The sequence below is a fragment of the Streptomyces sp. IBSNAI002 genome, assembly GCF_052244475.1.
Classification (GTDB): Bacteria; Actinomycetota; Actinomycetes; order Streptomycetales; family Streptomycetaceae; genus Streptomyces.
Window position 1 is genome coordinate 5,804,270 of record NZ_JBQPXG010000002.1, and the last position, 17,954, is coordinate 5,822,223.

Annotated in this window: 17 protein-coding genes; 5 read left to right on the forward strand and 12 right to left on the reverse strand. The window is 71.8% G+C overall.

Annotated elements, in window-relative coordinates; genetic code table 11:
- Positions 1-32: 32 nt before the first annotated feature.
- Complete coding sequence (nucS, locus tag ACTVZO_RS28075) at positions 33-704, reverse strand: endonuclease NucS (RefSeq protein WP_362296365.1); 672 nt, start codon at positions 702-704, stop codon at positions 33-35.
- A gap of 220 nt (positions 705-924) precedes the next feature.
- Between nucS and ACTVZO_RS28080 the strand changes: the two genes are divergently transcribed.
- Positions 925-1,317, forward strand: coding sequence for an SCO5389 family protein (locus ACTVZO_RS28080; RefSeq protein WP_069921977.1), 393 nt, complete (start codon positions 925-927; stop codon positions 1,315-1,317).
- A gap of 56 nt (positions 1,318-1,373) precedes the next feature.
- Here ACTVZO_RS28080 and ACTVZO_RS28085 read toward each other — a convergent pair whose 3' ends face one another.
- On the reverse strand, positions 1,374-2,405 hold the full coding sequence (locus ACTVZO_RS28085) for an LLM class flavin-dependent oxidoreductase (protein WP_443300990.1): 1,032 nt from the start codon (positions 2,403-2,405) through the stop codon (positions 1,374-1,376).
- Positions 2,406-2,657: 252 nt separating this feature from the next.
- On the opposite strand from ACTVZO_RS28085, the gene ACTVZO_RS28090 reads away from it, so the two are divergent.
- On the forward strand, positions 2,658-2,984 hold the full coding sequence (locus ACTVZO_RS28090) for an ATP/GTP-binding protein (RefSeq protein ID WP_384221177.1): 327 nt from the start codon (positions 2,658-2,660) through the stop codon (positions 2,982-2,984).
- A 76-nt stretch (positions 2,985-3,060) separates the two neighbouring features.
- Here the strand turns inward: ACTVZO_RS28090 and ACTVZO_RS28095 are convergent, their stop codons facing one another.
- The 7 genes from ACTVZO_RS28095 to mce form a co-directional block, all read right to left on the reverse strand.
- The gene (locus ACTVZO_RS28095; protein WP_443300991.1) at positions 3,061-3,936 is read right to left on the reverse strand and encodes an ABC transporter permease; all 876 of its coding nucleotides are present in this window, start codon (positions 3,934-3,936) and stop codon (positions 3,061-3,063) included.
- Positions 3,933-5,060 (reverse strand): ABC transporter ATP-binding protein, encoded by a 1,128-nt coding sequence (locus ACTVZO_RS28100; RefSeq protein ID WP_443300992.1) that lies wholly within the window; start codon positions 5,058-5,060, stop codon positions 3,933-3,935. Before ACTVZO_RS28100 ends, ACTVZO_RS28095 begins: the two co-directional genes overlap by 4 nt.
- 145 nt (positions 5,061-5,205) lie before the next feature.
- The gene (locus ACTVZO_RS28105) at positions 5,206-5,985 is read right to left on the reverse strand and encodes an ABC transporter permease subunit (protein WP_443300993.1); all 780 of its coding nucleotides are present in this window, start codon (positions 5,983-5,985) and stop codon (positions 5,206-5,208) included.
- Positions 5,986-5,987: 2 nt separating this feature from the next.
- The gene (locus ACTVZO_RS28110) at positions 5,988-7,028 is read right to left on the reverse strand and encodes an ABC transporter ATP-binding protein (protein ID WP_443300994.1); all 1,041 of its coding nucleotides are present in this window, start codon (positions 7,026-7,028) and stop codon (positions 5,988-5,990) included.
- Positions 7,029-7,130: 102 nt separating this feature from the next.
- Positions 7,131-8,069 carry a cellulose-binding protein gene (locus tag ACTVZO_RS28115; protein WP_030386920.1) on the reverse strand — a complete coding sequence of 313 codons (939 nt, stop codon included), beginning with the start codon at positions 8,067-8,069 and terminating at the stop codon, positions 7,131-7,133.
- A 194-nt stretch (positions 8,070-8,263) separates the two neighbouring features.
- Complete coding sequence (gene scy / locus ACTVZO_RS28120; protein WP_443300995.1) at positions 8,264-12,667, reverse strand: polarized growth protein Scy; 4,404 nt, start codon at positions 12,665-12,667, stop codon at positions 8,264-8,266.
- A 181-nt stretch (positions 12,668-12,848) separates the two neighbouring features.
- A complete protein-coding gene (mce, locus tag ACTVZO_RS28125) occupies positions 12,849-13,277 on the reverse strand; it encodes a methylmalonyl-CoA epimerase (protein ID WP_443300996.1) in 429 nt (142 codons plus the stop codon).
- A 137-nt stretch (positions 13,278-13,414) separates the two neighbouring features.
- On the opposite strand from mce, the gene ACTVZO_RS28130 reads away from it, so the two are divergent.
- The 3 genes from ACTVZO_RS28130 to ACTVZO_RS28140 all read left to right on the forward strand — a co-directional run bounded on the left by ACTVZO_RS28130 (position 13,415) and on the right by ACTVZO_RS28140 (position 15,773).
- On the forward strand, positions 13,415-14,617 hold the full coding sequence (locus ACTVZO_RS28130; RefSeq protein WP_443300997.1) for an acetyl-CoA C-acetyltransferase: 1,203 nt from the start codon (positions 13,415-13,417) through the stop codon (positions 14,615-14,617).
- A 52-nt stretch (positions 14,618-14,669) separates the two neighbouring features.
- Positions 14,670-15,632: a methylmalonyl Co-A mutase-associated GTPase MeaB gene (gene meaB / locus ACTVZO_RS28135; RefSeq protein ID WP_443300998.1), complete on the forward strand. Its 963-nt coding sequence runs from the start codon at positions 14,670-14,672 to the stop codon at positions 15,630-15,632.
- Positions 15,633-15,698: 66 nt separating this feature from the next.
- Complete coding sequence (locus ACTVZO_RS28140; RefSeq protein ID WP_099895366.1) at positions 15,699-15,773, forward strand: 50S ribosomal protein bL37; 75 nt, start codon at positions 15,699-15,701, stop codon at positions 15,771-15,773.
- Positions 15,774-15,852: 79 nt separating this feature from the next.
- Here ACTVZO_RS28140 and ACTVZO_RS28145 read toward each other — a convergent pair whose 3' ends face one another.
- From ACTVZO_RS28145 to ACTVZO_RS28155, 3 genes are all read right to left on the reverse strand, one after another.
- Positions 15,853-16,395: a PepSY domain-containing protein gene (locus ACTVZO_RS28145; protein WP_443300999.1), complete on the reverse strand. Its 543-nt coding sequence runs from the start codon at positions 16,393-16,395 to the stop codon at positions 15,853-15,855.
- A gap of 207 nt (positions 16,396-16,602) precedes the next feature.
- Complete coding sequence (locus tag ACTVZO_RS28150) at positions 16,603-17,079, reverse strand: MarR family winged helix-turn-helix transcriptional regulator (protein ID WP_443303286.1); 477 nt, start codon at positions 17,077-17,079, stop codon at positions 16,603-16,605.
- Positions 17,080-17,148: 69 nt separating this feature from the next.
- A complete protein-coding gene (locus tag ACTVZO_RS28155; protein ID WP_443303287.1) occupies positions 17,149-17,949 on the reverse strand; it encodes an AIM24 family protein in 801 nt (266 codons plus the stop codon).
- Positions 17,950-17,954: the final 5 nt, after the last annotated feature.

Here is a 17,954-nt window from a genome sequence, read left to right on the forward strand (position 1 = left end):
GTGAGGGGGAGGGTGACGGGCGGTGCGGCGGGTCAGAACAGCCGCAGCTTGTCGTCCTCGATGCCGCGCATCGCGTTGTAGTCCAGGACCACGCAGTCCATCCCGCGGTCCGTCGCCAGGACCTTGGCCTGCGGCTTGATCTCCTGGGCGGCGAAGACGCCGCGGACCGGTGCCAGGTGCGGATCGCGGTTGAGCAGCTCCAGGTAGCGGGTCAGCTGCTCGACTCCGTCGATCTCGCCGCGCCGCTTGATCTCCACGGCCACCGTCGCGCCGGAGGCGTCGCGGCACAGGATGTCCACCGGCCCGATCGCCGTCATGTACTCGCGGCGGATCAGCGTGTAGCCCTCGCCCAGCGTTTCGATGCGGTCCGCGAGGAGTTCCTGGAGGTGTGCTTCCACGCCGTCCTTGATGAGCCCCGGGTCGGTGCCGAGCTCGTGGGAGGAATCGTGGAGGACTTCCTCCATGGTGATGATGAGCTTCTCACCCGCCTTGTTGACGACGGTCCACACACCGGCGTCGTCACCGCTCCCCTCTTTGAGGGTGCACGGGGGCGACATCCAGTTGAGCGGTTTGTACGCCCGGTCGTCCGCGTGGATCGAGACACTGCCGTCGGCCTTCACGAGGATCAGACGGGGTGCCGAGGGCAGATGGGCGGTGAGCCGGCCCGCGTAGTCGACGGAGCAGCGGGCAATGACGAGACGCATGGTCGGCAACGCTACTCGACGGACGGCGCTCCACGCGATTCGCCCCTGAAAGCCCCCTTCGCCGATGGCGCGTTGTATGCGCATTCTCCTGGTGCGTCACCCATGGGGCGCCTACCGTGGTGAGCGGGAGGTTGCGGAGCGTGCACGCTGCGTCGCGACTTCCTTCCCTGCCCGTAAGACTCCGGCAACCAAGACGGCCGGGGTCACGAGAGGAGAACCCATGTCGCTCGACGTCTCACCGGCCCTACTCGAACAGGCCGAGCGAGGCGAGGTCGACGAAGCCGCTTTCGTCGACTGCGTCCGGACCTCCCTGCCTTACGCATGGGAGATGATCAGCTCGCTGGTGGCCCAGTTGAAGGTGGACGGCGGACAGTTCGCCGACAACCAGACGCCGCCGCCCGACGAGCAGGCGCGCGGGCAGCTGCTGCGCGCTCTCGCGAGCGACGCGATACGCGGTGCTCTGCAGCGGCACTTCGGAGTGCGCCTGGCGTTCCAGAACTGTCACCGGGTAGCGGTGTTCCCGCTGGACTCCTCGGTGGACGACCGGCTGGCCAAGTTCACTTCGATCCGTGGTCAGCTGCTCAACCAGTCGCCCGAGCTGCGGGACTGCTAAGAGTGCGGTCCGGTCGATCGGGCCGGACGCCACCCGGCACCGCCGGCCGGTAGGTCTCAGCCGAGACGGGGCAGGACTTCGGCGCCGAGGCGCCGTACGTTCTCCTCCGTCGCGGCGAGATCGCCCGAGCCCTCCGTCAGGAGGGCGAAGCGCGAGATGCCGGTCCGCTCTGAGGTGGCCGCCAGCCGGTCCAGCGCCAGCTCCGGGGTGCCCACGGGGTGCAGGTCGCACAGGAGTTCCGTGTACGCGACCGGGTCCCGCATCGCGCGGACCCGGCCGTCCACGGTCACATGCGCGTCCAGACCCTGCTTGAGCCAGCCCGGCAGCGCCTTCAGCAGCGTCTCGCGGGCGTCCGCCGTACGGTCCGCCAGCTGGCAGACCCCGGCGGAGACGTGGCCCGCGGCGGCGACGTACTCAGGGGAGTGGCCCGCGGCCAGCGCCGTGGAGCGCCACAGCGCGACCATGCCGGCCTTGTCCTCGTCCCCGCAGTGCATGCCGAGCAGCATGGGCAGCCCCCGCCGCGCGGCCATGCGCACCGACGAGGGGGAGGTGCAGGCCACGATGACCTCCGGGCCCGCCGCGTCCCCCTCCAAGGTCTCCGAGGGGCGCGGTACGACGGCCACCTCGCGGAAGCCGAACCGCTCGCCCGAGGACCCGACACGCGCCTCCGTCAGCCAGCGGCGCAGCAGGTCCAGGGCCTCCGGGAAGCCGTTCTCGTACGCGTCCAGGCCGCCCCCGAACACCTCCAGGTCGACCCACGGCCCGCCCCGGCCCACGCCGAGGCTGAACCGCCCGCCGGATGTCAGGTGCAGCAGCGCCGCCTGCTCGCCGAGGGCCACCGGGTGCGTGCTCGGCAGCACGCTGACCGCCGTGCCCACCCGCAGCCGCCTGGTGCGGCCCAGCAGCAGGGCCGCCAGCGTCACCGCCGAGGGGCAGACCCCGTACGGGACGAAGTGGTGCTCGGCGAGCCAGACCGAGTCGAGCCCGGCCTGCTCGGCCACCTCGGCGGTCCGCACCGCCCGGTGCAGTGCCTCTCCCTGTCCCTGACCCGGGAACTGGGCCGCCAGTACAAACGCTCCTACGCGCATCGCCTTTACCCTCCTCGCGGCTGACGCGGCCTCCCCAGGTGGACCGGTTCTTCCTATGGCAACAACGTCTGACACGTGCCAAAGGCACGGGCTGACAGGAAAGTTATTGGGATTGTCGGGCCATTCCCGTTCGGGTGCCCGTCGGCTCCCCAGCGGTGGGCCGCCCCTTCGTCAGACACCCTGCGGGTACCCGGCCTCGCTGCGCGTAGTCTGGGAGAAAGTCACTGCCGTCCGCCCCTCCGTGAGGTATACGTGTCACCGCGCCACAACCGCCCCAGGGGCGGCGAGACTCCGGACGAACGCCCCAGCACCGGGTTCGACCGCTACGGGCTGGAGCGCACCGAGGAGTACCAGGGCGAGCAGTGGAAGGTGCGGCACGTCGCGGGCGCGAGCGCGGCGGGCAAGCGCTACCGCTGCCCGGGCTGCGACCAGGAGATCCCCTCCGGCACCCCGCACCTGGTGGCCTGGCCCGAGTACGGCGGGGTCGACGACCGCCGGCACTGGCACAAGGCCTGCTGGAACGCGAAGGACCGCCGCACCTCGAAGGTGCAGCGGTCCCGTAACGCGCCGAAGTACTAGACGCCCGACGTACTGGACGCCGGACGTACTGGACGCCCGACGTACTGGACGCCCGACGTACTGGACGTCCGGTGGGCTAGACGTCCCGGCGGGCGACCGTCAGGTACGAGGCGGCCACCGCGCCGGCGGTGACCAGCAGGATGATCGCCATGTGCGAGACGGTGCTGGGCGCCGGCCCGCCGGTGGCGCTCTCCTTCATCCCGAACAGCTGGATCAGCGCCGTCGGCACGTTGTGCTCGACGATCGCCCGCCCCAGGGGCTCGGACGCCTCCCAGTAGCTGAGCATCGCGCCTATCACCGGCGGCAGGGTGACGACGCCCAGCATCACGGCGATGGCCCCGGCGGAATGCCGTACGAGCGCTCCGACGGACAGGGCGAGCACGCCGAGCAGGGTGACGTAGAAACAGCCCAGCAGCGAGCCGGACCACTCGCCGATCCGGTGCACCCCGGCGTCGGATCCGCCGTGCACCAGGGCCGCGGCGATCCCGACCAGGAACACCGACCCGACGGTGGTGACGAAGGCCGTGATGCCGAAGACGAGGTACTTCGCGGTCAGCACCCGGTGCCGCTCCGGGGCGGCGGTGAAGGTGGTCCGCACGAGCCCGCTGGCGTGTTCCGAGGTGATCGTCAGCACGCCGAGGACCATCATCGCGATCTGCCCGACCAGCAGGCCGAACAGGGCCGGTGTGGTGTAGGAGATCTCCACGTAGTCCGGGGAGCTGGTCTGCGTGACGAAGAGCAGTCCGATGCCGACGACGGTCAGGAAGAAGGAGCCGAGCGTCCACAGCGTGGAGCGGACGGAGACCATCTTGGTCCACTCCGAGGCCAGGGCGTGCCCCAGGTGCGGCCGCGGTGTGGGCAGCGGCGAGCTGTAGGCGTGCTCCTGCGGCTGCCCCGGCGAGGTCGTCTTCGCGGCGCCGGGCGCGGCGCCGGTGGGCGTGGGGGCGGTCATCGGGAGTCCTCGTGGCTGTCTGCGGCGGTATTCCGGGCGGCCCGCGCGAGCGCGCCGGGGTCGCTGGGCATCAGGAAGGGCCGGCCGCCCTCCTCGGGCGGAGGCGGCGCGAAGAAGCCCGCCCGGGGGACCTCGGGGGCGGCCGTCTCCTCCTCCCAGGCCGGTACGGTCAGCGGCTCGGGCTCCCACAGCTCGGCCCGCGGGTCCTCGGTGGAGGTGTACTCCAGCGAGGACTGGGTCATCCGCATGTACGCCTCCTCCAGCGAGGCCCGGTGCGGTGACAGCTCCCACAGCCGTACGCCGGCCTCGTGCGCGAGGTCCGAGATGCGGGGGAGCTCCAGGCCGGTCACGCGCAGTGCTCCGTCGGGCTCCTGGAGGACGCGCCCGCCCGCCTTGGTGAGCGCCGTACCCAGCGCGTCCCGGCCACGGCGATCGGTGTCGGCCGCACGCACCCGAGCGAATCCGGCCGAGTTGTGCGTGATGAACTCCTGCGTGCCCATGTCGGCCAGCAGCCGCCCCCGGCCGATCACGATCAGGTGGTCCGCGGTCAGCGCCATCTCGCTCATCAGGTGCGAGGAGACGAGGACGGTGCGGCCTTCGGAGGCGAGCCGGCGCATCAGGTTGCGGACCCAGAGGATGCCCTCGGGGTCCAGCCCGTTGACCGGTTCGTCGAACAGCAGCACCTGCGGGTCCCCGAGCAGGGCGGTGGCGATGCCGAGCCGCTGGCCCATGCCGAGGGAGAAGCCCTTCGTACGCTGCCGGGCGACGTCCTGGAGGCCGACCACGGCCAGCACCTCGTCCACCCGCTTCTCCGGGATCCCGGAGAGCTGGGCGATGGACAGCAGGTGCGTACGGGCCCGGCGGCCGCCGTGCATGGCCTTGGCGTCGAGCAGGGCCCCGACGTGCCGCTGGGCGTTCGGCAGCTCCCGGAAGGGGCTGCCGTTGATCGTGACATGACCGGCCGTAGGCCGGTCCAGGCCGACGATCATGCGCATCGTGGTGGATTTCCCCGAGCCGTTCGGCCCCAGGAAACCGGTCACGTGACCCGGCCTGACCTGGAACGACAGCTGGTCGACGGCGGTCTTGGCGCCGAAGCGCTTGGTCAGGCCGACTGCCTCGATCATCTTGCTGCCCCTTACCAGGCCGGGACGACTCTCGCCCGCGTAAGGATTAAGAGGATATCGAGTCCTCCGCGGTTCCGTCCCGGGCCGATCCCTGAGCCGCCCCTGAGACCGACCCGGGGATCACCCGTAGTACGCGGGCGGGAGGTCAGGCGTCCCTCTTGCGGAGGACGAGGTAGCCCCCGAGTACCGCTGCCAGCGTCCAGAGGGCCATGATCCCGAATCCGCCCCACGGGCCGTACGGAGGCGGCTCGCTGCCCATGGCCCCGGGGACGACCTGCATGATCTTGGATCCGGCCTGGTCCGGGAAGTACTGGGCGACCTTCCGGGTCGCCTCGACCACGCCCAGGATGTTCGAGACCAGGAAGAAGAACGGCATCAGGATGCCGAGCGAGAGCATCGAGCTGCGCAGCATCGTGGCGACGCCCATGGAGAACAGGGCGATCATCGCCATGTAGAGGCCGGCGCCGATCACCGCGCGCAGGACGTTCGGTGCGTCGATGGCGATGCTGCGGTCGCCCAGGATGGCCTGTCCGATGAAGAAGGACAGGAAGCTCGTGACCAGGCCGACGACCAGCGCGAGGCCGGTCGCCACGAGCAGCTTGCCGGCGAGGAAGCTGCCGCGCCGCGGCACGGCGGCCAGCGAGGTGCGGATCATGCCCGAGCTGTACTCGCTGCCGACGACCAGCACACCGAAGACGATCATGGCGAGCTGGCCGAGGGTCATCCCGGCGAAGCTGGTCAGGGTCGGGTCGAAGGTGGCCCTCTCCTCGGGTGCCATGTCCTGGAAGGTGCTGTTCACGAGCGCGCACAGGGCGGCGCTGATGCCGACCGTGACGAGGAGGGCTGCGGCCAGGGTCCAGATCGTGGAGGCGACCGTACGGATCTTGGTCCACTCGGACGTGAGGACGGCGGGGAAGGACGACATGATCACTCGCCGCCCTTGCGCTGCGCGTCGAAGCCGGATCCGGCGCCCCAGGCGGGGACGTCGGCCGGCCGGGCCGGGTTGTCGGCGGCCATGCCCGGCGGGACGCCCGGGGTGCCCGTGGCACCCGGCAGGCCCGGCGCGTGGGCGTGGTACTCGACGGAGTCCGCCGTCATGCGCATGAACGCTTCCTCCAGTGAAGCCCGTTGCGGGCTGAGTTCGTGCAGCACGATCTGGTGCTGGGCGGCCAGCTCGCCGAGCCGCTCCGCGCCGACGCCGTCGATCTCCAGCGCGCCGGTGGCCGGGACGCTGATGGCGTCGATCCCCGCCTCGTGCAGGACGTCCTTGAGCCGCTCCTGCTGGGGCGAGCGCAGCCGGACGTAGCTGCGCGAGTTCTGGTGGATGAAATCGGCCATCGACAGGTCTGCCAGCAGCTTTCCCTGTCCGATGACGACCAAATGGTCTGCGGTCAGCGCCATTTCGCTCATCAGGTGGGAGGAGACGAAGATCGTCCGCCCCTCTGCCGCCAGCGCCTTCATCAAATTCCTGATCCAGAGAATTCCCTCGGGGTCCAGACCATTGACGGGTTCGTCGAACATCAGGATTTCCGGATCACCGAGCAGTGCGGAGGCGATTCCCAGCCGCTGGCCCATCCCCAGGGAAAAACCTTTGGACTTCTTCTTCGCGACGGGCGTCAGCCCGACCAGGTCCAGGACCTCCCCGACCCGGTGTTTCGGGATCCGGTTCGACTCCGCGAGGCAGAGCAGGTTGTTGTAGGCGCTGCGTCCACCGTGCATGGACTTGGCGTCGAGCAGCGCTCCGATGTACTTCAGTGGCTCCGGCAGGTCCCGGTAGTGCTTCCCGTCGATCCGGACCGAACCGCTGGTCGGATTGTCGAGGTCGAGCATCATGCGCATGGTCGTCGACTTGCCCGCCCCGTTGGGGCCGAGGAAGCCGGTCACCACCCCCGGTCTGACCTGGAAGCTGAGGTTGTCCACGGCGGTCTTCGCGCCGAATCGTTTGGTAAGGCCCTCAAGCTCGATCATGCGGGCCACGCTAGAGCGCCGAAGGGCCGTACGCCACCTCAAACAGGTGACGTACGGCCCTCGGACGAACCTCGTGGGTGCGAGCGGCTCCCGGCGGTCCGGCTAGCGGCTCTGCTGCGCCGGGACGCCGCGGGTGACCGGCTCGTCGTCGACGATCGGGTTGGCGGCCGCGACCGCCGCACCGGTCAGCGTCGCCAGCATCTCGCGGACGTTGGTCAGCTGCGCGTTGATGGAGTCGCGGCGGTTGGTGAGCGCCGCCAGCTCGCGCTCCGACTCGCTGCGGATACGGTCCGCCTTGGCGTTCGCGTCGGCCACGATGTCCTCGGCCTGGCGCTGCGCGGTCTCCACGGTCTGGCGGGCCCGGCGCTCCGCGTCCGTACGGAGCTTCTCGGCCTCCAGGCGCAGCTGCTCCGCGCGGTGCTCGATCTCCGCGAGGCGCTTCTCCGCCTTGGCCTGACGCGAGGCCAGGTCGCGCTCCGACTGCTCGCGGCGCTTGGCCAGGTTGGTCTCGAAGTCCGCGGCGGCCTGGGCGGCCTTGGCGCGGGTCTCCTCGAACAGCGCGTCGGCCTCCTCGCGCTTGGAGGCCGCGTCCTTCTGGGCCTCGGCGCGCAGGGTGGAGGCGTCGCCCTTGGCCTTCTCGACGATGCGGACGCCCTCGTCCTCCGCCTTCGACTTGCGGTCGGCGGCGAACGACTCGGCGTCGTTGCGCACCTGCTGGGCAGCCGACTCGGCCAGCTCACGGTGCTGCTCGGCCGCGCGACGGGCCTCCTCGCGCAGGTCCTTCGCCTCCTCCTCGGCCAGCCGCAGGATCTTCTCGACCCGGGCGCCGAGGCCGGCGTACGACGGCTCGGCGTCGTTCACCTGGGCCTGGGCGTTCTGCGTCTCGAGGTGCAGCTCCTCGATCCGCTTTTCCAGAGAGTTGATACGTCCAAGGGCGCTGTCGCGGTCGGAGACCAGCTTGGTAATGCGGTCGTCCACCTGACCGCGGTCGTAACCACGCCGCACGAGCTCGAAGCCGAAGGGGGAGGAAGTGTCGCTCATGGGGTTCCTGTCGAATGAGACCGATGAGGTGCTACGTGAGGTGTTAAGGGGAATCCTAGGCGCCCGAGCGGCGTGTCATCGAGTCAATCCACGTTTGATCTGGACAATGACACCCCTTTTGAGTGGCAAGGCGACGGATTGCTTGTCACTCGTTCGCCTGAACCTCCATCAGGAGCACACGTCCTGTGCACCGACTAGCCCTCTGACGTCTTGCCACCCGAACGAGTGGACCCCGCCGCCGCGCCGGCCTTCACGCCCCCCGCGCCCTGGCCGCCGACCCCGGGCTTTCCGCCACCCGAAGGCGCCTCGAATGATTCCAACGCCTCAAGAACGTCCTGGACACGGGAGATCTCCGCCTGAATGTCCTCGCGCCGGCGCACCAGGACCTCCAGCTCACGGCGGCCCTCCTCGACGAGCCGGCCGGCCTCCGACTTCGCCTCGGCGAGCGCCTTCTCGGCCTCCCGCGCCAGCTCGGCCTTCTTCTGCTCGGCCTCCTTGAGCAGTGCCTCGGCCTTGCGGACCGCCGCGATGCGCACCTTGCTCGCCTCGCTGCTCGCGTCCGACACCAGCTCCTTGGCCTTCGCCTCGGCCTCGACGCTCTGCTCGGTCGCCGCGCGCACCAGCTTGTCCACGCGCTCGCCGGCCGACTTCATCTGCTCGGCCGACTCCCGGCGGGCCCGCTCGTGCAGCTCCTCGACCTCGGCCTCGACCCGGCCGCGCAGCTCCTCCGCCCGCTCCCTTATGGCCGACGCGTCCGTACGCGCCCCGACCAGCAGCTCGTCCGCGTCCGTACGGGCCTTCTCCACCAGGGAGTTGCCCTCCACGGTCGCCTCCGAGGTGATCCGCGCGGCCTCCTTGCGGGCCGCGTCCACCATCGCGTCGGCCTGCTCCTCGGCCGCCGTCGTGGACGCCAGCGCCTGCTTCTGCGCCTCCGAGGTGAGCTTCTCGGCCTCCGACGAGGCCTCCGTGATGAGCCGGTCCACCTGCTCCGCGGCCTCGCTGCGGCGCTTGTTGGCCTCCTCGCGCGCCTCGTCCAGCAGCCGCTCGGACTCCGCACGGGCCTCCGCGCGCATCCGCTCGGCCGCGCCCGCGGCCTCCGCCTTGACCCGCTCGGCCTCCGAGCGGGTACGGGTCGCGTGCTCCTGCGCCGAGGACAGCACCTCCGACGCCTCCGCGCGCAGCCGCTCCGCCTCGTTCGCCGCCTCGCCGACCGTGCGCTCGTTGTCCTTGCGGGTCTGCGCGGTGAGCCGGTCGGCTTCCGCCGCGGCCTCGGTGATGAGCCGGTCCACCTGCTCCGCGGCCTCGCTGCGGCGCTTGTTCGCCTCCTCGCGGGCCTCGTCGAGCGTCCGCGCGGACTCCTGCTCGGCGCTCGCGAGCGTCTCGCTCGCCGCGGCCGTGACGCGCTCCGCCTCCGCGGTGGCCTCGCCGATGATCCGGCCGCCCTCCGCACGGGCCTCGTCCAGTGCCTGCGCGGCCTCCGCGCGCAGCCGGTCCGCCTCCGCCGCCGCCTCGCCGACCGTGACCTCATTGGCCGCACGGGTCTCGTCGACCAGCCGGTCGCCCTCGTTGCGGGCGTCGACCAGGACGCGCGTGGCGTCCCGCTCGGCCGCGACCAGGGTCTCGGCCGCCTGGGCCGTCAGCCGCTCCGCCTTCGCGCGCAGCGCCTCCGCGGCGGACTCGGCCTCGCCGACCGTGGCGGCGTTCGCGGCCGCGGTCTCCTCGGTGAGCCGCTCGGCTTCCGCCGTGGCCTCGGTGATGAGCCGGTCCGCCTGCTCGGCCGCCTCCGTGCGCAGCCGGTTGCCCTCGGCACGGGCCTCGTCCAGGGTGCCCGCGGCCTCCGCGCGCGTCGCGTCGGCCGCGGCCGCCGCCTCGCTGCGGATCCGGTTCGCGTCGTCCCGCGCGTCCGCCCGGGTCCGGGCCGCGTCCCGCTCCGAAGCGGCCAGCGCGTCCGTGGCCTCCGTACGCACCCGCTGCGCGTACTCCGCCGTGTCACTGCGCAGCTGCTCGGCCTCGGCGATCGCGTCGCCGACCGTCCGCTCGGCCAGCGCCTTCGCCGCGTCCGTCTCGGCACGCGCCTCGCTGCGGATCCGGTTCGCGTCGCCGGTGGCCCGCTCCCGCTCCTCGTACGCGTCGGCGCGGACCCGCTCGGCCTCCTCCTCGGCCTCGGTCCGCGTGCGCTGCGCCGCGTGCTCGGCCGCGCTGCGCAGTCCGGCGACCTCCTCCTCGGCCTGCTCGTGGAGACCCGCCACGGAGTCCCGTACCTGCTGGGCGGTGGCCTCCGCCGCCGACACCAGATCCGAGGCGCGCCGCTCGGCCTCCTCGGTCAGCCGGGCCGCCTCGGCCTGGGCCTCCTCGGAGCGCTTGCGGGCCGCGGCCAGCAGCTCCTCGCTCTGCTCACGGGCCTGCGCCCGCTCGTTGTCGGCGTCCGTCCGCGCCGACGCCAGGGTCTCCTCGGACTCCCGGCGCCGCCGGGCGGCCTCCTCCTGCGCGGCGGCCAGCGCCTCCGCGGCCTCCTCGGCGACCCGCTCGGCCGCCGCCTTCGCCTCGGCGCGCAGCCGGTCCGCGGTCTCCTGGGCCTCGGAGCGCACCCGCTCCGCCTCGGCCTCGGCCTCGCCGCGCAGCCGCACCGCGACCTGCTCGGCCTCCGCGCGCACCCGGCCGGAGTCCTGGGCCGCGTCGGTGCGCAGCTGGTCGGCCTCCGCCTCCGCCTGCGTCTGGAGGGTACGGATCCGCTCCGCCGACTCGGCGCGCAGCCGGTCGGTCTTCTCGCCGGTCTCCCGGCGGATGTTCTCCGCCGCCGACCGGGCGTCGCGCAGCGTCTGCTCGGCCGTGGTCAGCCGGCTCTCGGCGTCCGTGTGCAGGCGTACGAGTTCCTCGTCGGCCTCCGCGCGCTTGGCGGCCAGCGCCTGCTCGGTCTCCTCGCGCCGGGCGAGCGCCGCCGCGTCGGCCTCGGCCCGTACGGCCTCCGCCCGCTCCTCGGCGTCGGCGCGCAGCCGCTCCGCCTCGGCGCGGGTGCGCTCCAGGGTCTCCTCGGCCTGCCGGCGCAGGGTGGTGGCCCGCTCCACGGCCTCGGCGCGGACCCGCTCGCTCTCGGCGCTGGCCCCGCCGCGCAGCTCGTCCGCGCCTGCCTTGGCCTTGCCCAGGAGCTCCTCGGCGGTCTTGGCCGCCTCCTCGATCTGCTGGACCGCCTCGCGGCGGGCCTCGCCGCGGATCCGCTCGCCCTCGGCGACGGCCTCGGCGCGCAGCTGCTCGGCCTCCCCGCGCAGCCGCCGGGCCTCCTCCTGGAGTTCGACCGTACGGGCCCGGTACTCCTCGGTGTCGTCCTTCGCCGCGCCCTTGAGCTCGTCGGCCGTCTCCGCCGCCTGGGCGCGCAGCCGCTCGGCCTCCGCCTCGGCCTCGCGGCGGATCCGCTCGGCCTCGTCGGACGCGGCCTTCGTGGTGGCCCGGGCGTCCTCCGAGGCCTTGTTCAGTACGTCCTCGGCGGTGCGGGCCGCCTTCGCCAGCTGCGCCGCGGTGTCCTCGGCCGCGGCCGTACGGGCCTGCTCGCCGGCCTCGGTGCGCAGCCGCTCGGCCTCGGCACGGGCGTCGGCCAGCGACTGCTCGGCCTCCGCCTTGAGGACCTCGGCCTCCTTGGTGGCCTCGCCGACCAGCCGCGCCACCTGCTCCTTGGCCGTGCGGGTGCGCTGCTCGTTCACGGACTCCGCCGAGGCGAGCTGCCGCGAGGCGCTCTCCTTGGCCTCCGCGAGGACCTTCTCGGCGGCGGCCCGCGCCTCGCGCAGGGCTCCGTCGGCCTCCTGGACCCGCTGCTCGGCGACCCGGCCGAGGTCGAGGGTCTGCTGGCGGGTCTGCTCCGCCTCGGCGGAGGTGCTGGAGCGCAGCCGCTCCGCGTGCTCGGTGGCCTCCTGGGCCTGCGCGGAGGCGGCGGTCAGCAGCCGCTCGGCCTCCTTGCGGGCGCGCAGCAGGGTGGCCTCGGCCTCCGTACGGGCGGCCTCCGCGTCGGCGGCGATCCGGCGCCGGGTCTCCTCGGCGACCCGGGCGGCCTCGGCGCGCGCCGCGTTCAGGGACTGCTCGGCCTCGGCGCGGGACTCCTCCATGAGCCGGCGCGCCTGGGACTCCGTACGGGCGCGCAGCTGCTCGGCCCAGGCCACGTTCTCGTTGACGTGCGCCTCGACGGTCTGCCGGCGCTCGCCCAGCTCCTGGTCCAGGCGCTGGCGCCGGTTGACGGCCTCGGCGTGCAGCTCGGCCTGGAGGCGCGCCTGGTGCTCGGCGTGTTCCTGGAGGATGCGCTGGGTCTGCGCCCGGGCGTCGCGCAGCTCGCGCTCGGCGTCGGAGCGCATCTGGTCGGCCTGGATCTGGGCATTGCGGAGCAGCTGCTCCGCCTGGTACCCCATGTCCGCGCCGTCATAGGCGGGCCGGGACGCCAGAGAACGGCGCACCTCGTGGAGCTTGGCCCGCAGCACCTCGACCTGGTATCCCAGGTCCTCAGCGTGCTGTACGGCCTTCCCGCGCTCCTTCTTCAGCCGCTCCATCTCGGCCTCGAAGCGCGAGAGATGGTCGGCCTCGGCCTGATGGCTCTCCTGGCTTTCGTAGCCCCGCACAGCGCGGTCCCATCCGTCCCCTGGTCGCAAGCTCACTCCCAATGAGCATCGCTCGCCCGCTGAACGACGCCCCCGGGGGAATGGTGTCAGATACCGGGGCAGGGGTCACAGGCCCCGACCCCGTCTCCGCACCGAACCCCGGCCGAGCCATGGCCACTCTACCGGCCGGGGATACGGGACATCAGTGGTCGGGGTTGGAGGTGACGAGCTCGGTCAGGACTCCGTGGCAGTCCTTGGGGTGGAGGAAGGTGATGCGGGAGCCCATCGAGCCGGTGCGGGGCTGGTCGTAGAGGACCCGGACGCCCTTGCCGCGGATGGCTTCCGAGTCGCCGTCGACGTCCTCGGTGCCGAAGGCGATGTGGTGGACTCCCTCGCCGTTCTTCGCCAGCCACTTGCCCACGGCCGAATCCTCGCGGGTCGGCTCGAGGAGCTGGAGGTAGGAGGCGCCGCCGTCGGACGTCTCGTTGATTTTGAGCATGGCCTCGCGGACGCCCTGCTCCTCGTTGACCTCGGTGTGGAAGACCTCGAAGCCGTACGTGGCACGGTAGAACTCGACGGTCTTGTCGAGGTCGAAGCAGGCGATTCCGATGTGGTCGATCCTTGTCAGCATGGGACCAGTGCACCGCCGGGAGGGGTGCCGACGCAACGTGCCAGCGATCACACCTACAGCCCGGTGACGCCACCGGTACCGCTCAGTACATTCAGGTAAACCCTCGTTCACTCCTCATCCTCAAGGGGCTGTGCCTCATGTCCGGATCGAACAACACCACCTCAGTGATCGTCGCCGGGGCCCGCACGCCCATGGGGCGCCTGCTCGGATCGCTGAAGTCCTTCTCGGGTGCCGACCTCGGCGGGTTCGCCATCAAGTCCGCGCTGGACCGGGCCGGGATCTCCGGCGACCAGGTGCAGTACGTGATCATGGGGCAGGTGCTCCAGGCAGGCGCAGGCCAGATTCCAGCGCGTCAGGCCGCCGTCAAGGCCGGAATTCCGATGAACGTGCCCGCGCTCACGATCAACAAGGTGTGCCTCTCGGGTCTGGACGCGATCGCGCTGGCCGACCAGCTGATCCGCGCCGGTGAGTTCGACATCGTGGTGGCCGGCGGCCAGGAGTCCATGACCAACGCCCCGCACCTGCTGCCCAAGTCCCGCGAGGGCTACAAGTACGGCGCCGTCGAGATGCTCGACGCGATGGCCTACGACGGCCTCACCGACGCCTTCGAGAACATCGCGATGGGCGAGTCGACCGAGAAGCACAACACCCGCCTGGGCATCGAGCGCGCCCCGCAGGACGAGTTCGCCGCCGCCTCGCACCAGCGGGCCGCGGCCGCGCAGAAGAACGGCGTCTTCGAGGCCGAGATCACCCCGGTCGAGATCCCGCAGCGCAAGGGCGAGCCGGTCGTCTTCTCCCAGGACGAGGGCATCCGCCCGGAGACCACCGCGGAGTCCCTCGGCAAGCTGCGCCCGGCCTTCGCCAAGGACGGCACGATCACCGCGGGCACCTCCTCGCAGATCAGCGACGGCGCGGCCGCCGTGGTCGTGATGAGCAAGGCCAAGGCCGAGGAGCTGGGCCTGGAGTGGATCGCCGAGATCGGCGCCCACGGCAACGTGGCCGGTCCCGACAACTCGCTGCAGTCGCAGCCGTCGAACGCCATCCAGCACGCCCTGAAGAAGGAGGGCCTGGAGGTCGGCGACCTGGACCTCATCGAGATCAACGAGGCCTTCGCGGCGGTCGCCGTGCAGTCAATGAAGGACCTCGGGGTCACCCCGGAAAAGGTGAACGTCAACGGTGGCGCCATTGCCCTGGGGCACCCGATCGGCATGTCCGGCGCCCGTGTGGTGCTGCACCTGGCGCTGGAGCTGAAGCGCCGCGGCGGCGGGGTCGGCGCGGCCGCGCTGTGCGGCGGCGGCGGCCAGGGCGACGCCCTGATCGTCCGCGTGCCCCAGGCGTGACCGGGTCCCGCACCCGCCCGTAGCCGTACGAGAACCGAGGAGCGCAGCACGTATGACGGCGGTGGACGTCCCCCAGCTGGTGGCCCAGGCCCGTGAGGGCAGGCCGAGAGCGGTGGCCCGGCTGATCTCGCTGGTGGAGGGGGCGTCCCCGCAGTTGCGCGAGGTGATGGCGGCGCTGGCCCCGCTGACGGGCAACGCGTACGTGGTGGGGCTGACGGGATCGCCGGGCGTCGGCAAGTCGACCTCGACCTCGGCGCTGGTGTCCGCGTACCGCAAGGCCGGGAAGCGGGTCGGCGTCCTCGCCGTCGACCCGTCCTCGCCGTTCTCCGGCGGTGCGCTGCTCGGCGACCGGGTGCGCATGTCGGACCACGCCTCCGATCCGGGGGTCTACATCCGGTCCATGGCCACCCGCGGTCACCTGGGCGGCCTCGCCTGGTCCGCCCCGCAGGCGATCCGGGTGCTCGACGCGGCCGGCTGCGACGTGGTCCTGGTCGAGACGGTCGGCGTCGGCCAGTCGGAGGTGGAGATCGCCGCTCAGGCGGACACCTCGGTGGTGCTGCTCGCTCCGGGGATGGGCGACGGGATCCAGGCCGCGAAGGCGGGGATCCTGGAGATCGGCGACGTGTACGTCGTGAACAAGGCAGACCGGGACGGCGCGGACGCCACCGCCCGGGAGCTGAACCACATGCTGGGCCTGGGGGAGTCCCGGGGGCCGGGAGACTGGCGCCCGCCCATCATCAAGACCGTCGCGGCGCGGGCCCAGGGCATCGACGAGCTCGTCGAGGCGCTGGAGAAGCACCGGGCGTGGATGGACGAGCGGGGGGTGCTCGCGGAGCGGCGCACGGCGCGGGCGGCGCGCGAGGTGGAGACGATCGCGGTGACCTCGCTGCGGACCCGGATGGCCGATCTGCACGGGGACTCCCGGCTGGAGGCGCTGGCGTCACGGGTGGCCGGGGGCGAGCTGGATCCGTACGCGGCGGCCGACGTCCTGCTGGACAGTTTGACCGAAGCCTGATGCGCGCCGGGCGCGCCGACCCTAGACTGGCGAACGCCCGGATTACCCCGATTCAGGGAGTGGCTCATGGCCAAGCGCGGCAACAAGAAGCGAGCACGCAAGAAGAAGAAGGCGAATCACGGCAAGCGTCCCAACGCCTGACCGGACCGCCCCGGCAGTGACGAGACGAGCCGCGCCCCCTGCACGGGGCGCGGCTCCTCTCGTACGCGGACCGGCCGGGTCAGCCGTTGTCGTTGTCCGGGCTGTTGCCTGAGTCGTTGCCTGAGTCGTTCCCCGAGTCGGACTGCGTGGTGACCTTGCCGGTCGTGGCGTCCACGGAGGTGTCCCACGTCTTGCCGTCGGCGTCCCGCACCTCGACGTGCCAGGCCGCGGCCCTGCCGTCGTCCCGGGAGTCCCACTCGACCGTCCGGACCTGGCCTGAATGGGCGGCCACGGCGGCCACGGCGGCCTTGGCGGCCTCCTCGGCGGTGACCTCGGCGGCGAGCAGGTCCTTGTGCTCGCCGGCGTTCTCGTTGGTGTCGAGGTTCTGCCGGGTGACCGCGCCGGTCGCGGCGTCGACCTGGAGCTCGGCGTGGCCCTTGCCGTCCTTGGTGATCACGTCGACGTGCCAGATGTTGCCGTCGCGGTCGAGGGACTCGACCATGCCCGGGTGATCCTTCAGGGCCGCGGCGATCGCGGCCTCGGCGGTGACGTCGACCATCGGGGCCACGGCCGCGGGGGCGGTTCTCGCCGTGTCGGCGGGTGCCGCTCCCGCGGCCGCCACCGGGCCCCCACCAGCAGGACCACGGACGCGGCCGCGGAGACGTACAGGTTGCGCTTCATGGGCTGGACCTCCTCAGGCCGGCCGTACCGCCTGCGGTCGCCCTGCGGGCGGTCGGGCCGGCAGCGAGCGTTCCCAGCCATTGTCGTGCCGATGGCGGTCCGGCGCGTCCGGAGCCGGTGCGCGGCGCCCCGCGGCGTCCGGGCGCGGTCAGGCCTTGCCGCGGTTGTCGCGCAGGTGCTCGGCCACCGGGTTCAGCGACTCGCGCAGGGCGGCCAGGGCCTGCGGCGGCAGCAGGTCGATGAAGTGCCGGCGGACGGACGCCACGTGGTGCGGGGCGACCTTGCGCATGGTGTCCATGCCCGCGTCCGTGAGCACCGCGAACAGGCCGCGGCGGTCGGATTCGCAGTTCACGCGGCGGACCAGGCCCGCCGCCTCCATGCGCGTGATCTGGTGGGAGAGCCGGCTCTTGGACTGCAGGGTGGCGGTCGCGAGATCGCTCATCCGCATCCGGTGGTCCGGCGACTCCGAGAGGTTCACGAGGATCTCGTAGTCGTTGTTGGTGAGTCCGAAGGGCTGGAGATCCTTCTCCAGCTGGTGCATCAGCAGTCGGCTGACGTCCAGATGGGTACGCCAGGCGCACTGCTCGGCGTCCGTCAGCCACCGGGTTGCCGTCTCGGTCTCCATGGTCTCCATGAGTGAACTCTACCTAAGAAGTTGAATTACGTACAAAAATGGAACGGGCGTCTTGGGGCGTCACAGTCCGAAGCGGCGCTGGAGATCACCCAGCTGTCCCGGCATCCGCGGTACGCCCAGCTGCCCCAGCGGACCCTGGCCGGCCCCCGGGACGCCCTGCGCGTTGCCCGTGGCCGCGCCGGCGCCGACCGTGCCGACCGCCTGCTCGGCCATGAGCATCTCCGAGGACTGCAGCAGCACCGTGCCCGCGCCCACGAACTCGAACTGGTGCTCCTCGCCCGACGTGCCGCCGATGCCCGTCAGCGAGCGCAGGCCGCCCATCACGCCCGACATGTAGGCGTGGTCGTAGTGGTGGCACGGCGAGGGGCAGTCGGCCCAGCCCACCAGCGCCTGCGGGTCCACGCGCAGCGGCGGCTCCATGAACACCACCGGCCCGTTGGAGGCCGCGACGAACTTGCCGGTGCCGATCAGCGTCAGGAAGCCCGGGACGATCGACTGCTTGAGGGCGAGGGAGGGCTGGTAGGCGAGCAGATTGCCTGACCGGATCGTCAGGTTCCCGTTCTCCAGGTCGTACGAGTTCACGTCGAAGGCCCGGTCGGCGAGGAGCATCTTGCCCTGCCCCTCGGCCACCACCCAGTCGCTCGCGTGCAGCGGCGAGTGGAAACTGGTGCGCAGCAGCCGGTCGAAGCGGCCGTGGCCGATGCCGTTGAACTCGATGCTCCCGTAGTACGAGATCATCTTGCCCTTCTGCAGGAACCACTGGCTCCCCTTGAGCTCCACGCAGAAGGTGTACGCGTTCACGTTGTCGTCGGAGGGCAGCGTGTACGGGTCGTAGACCGTCGGACCGCCGGGTCCGCCCATCACGG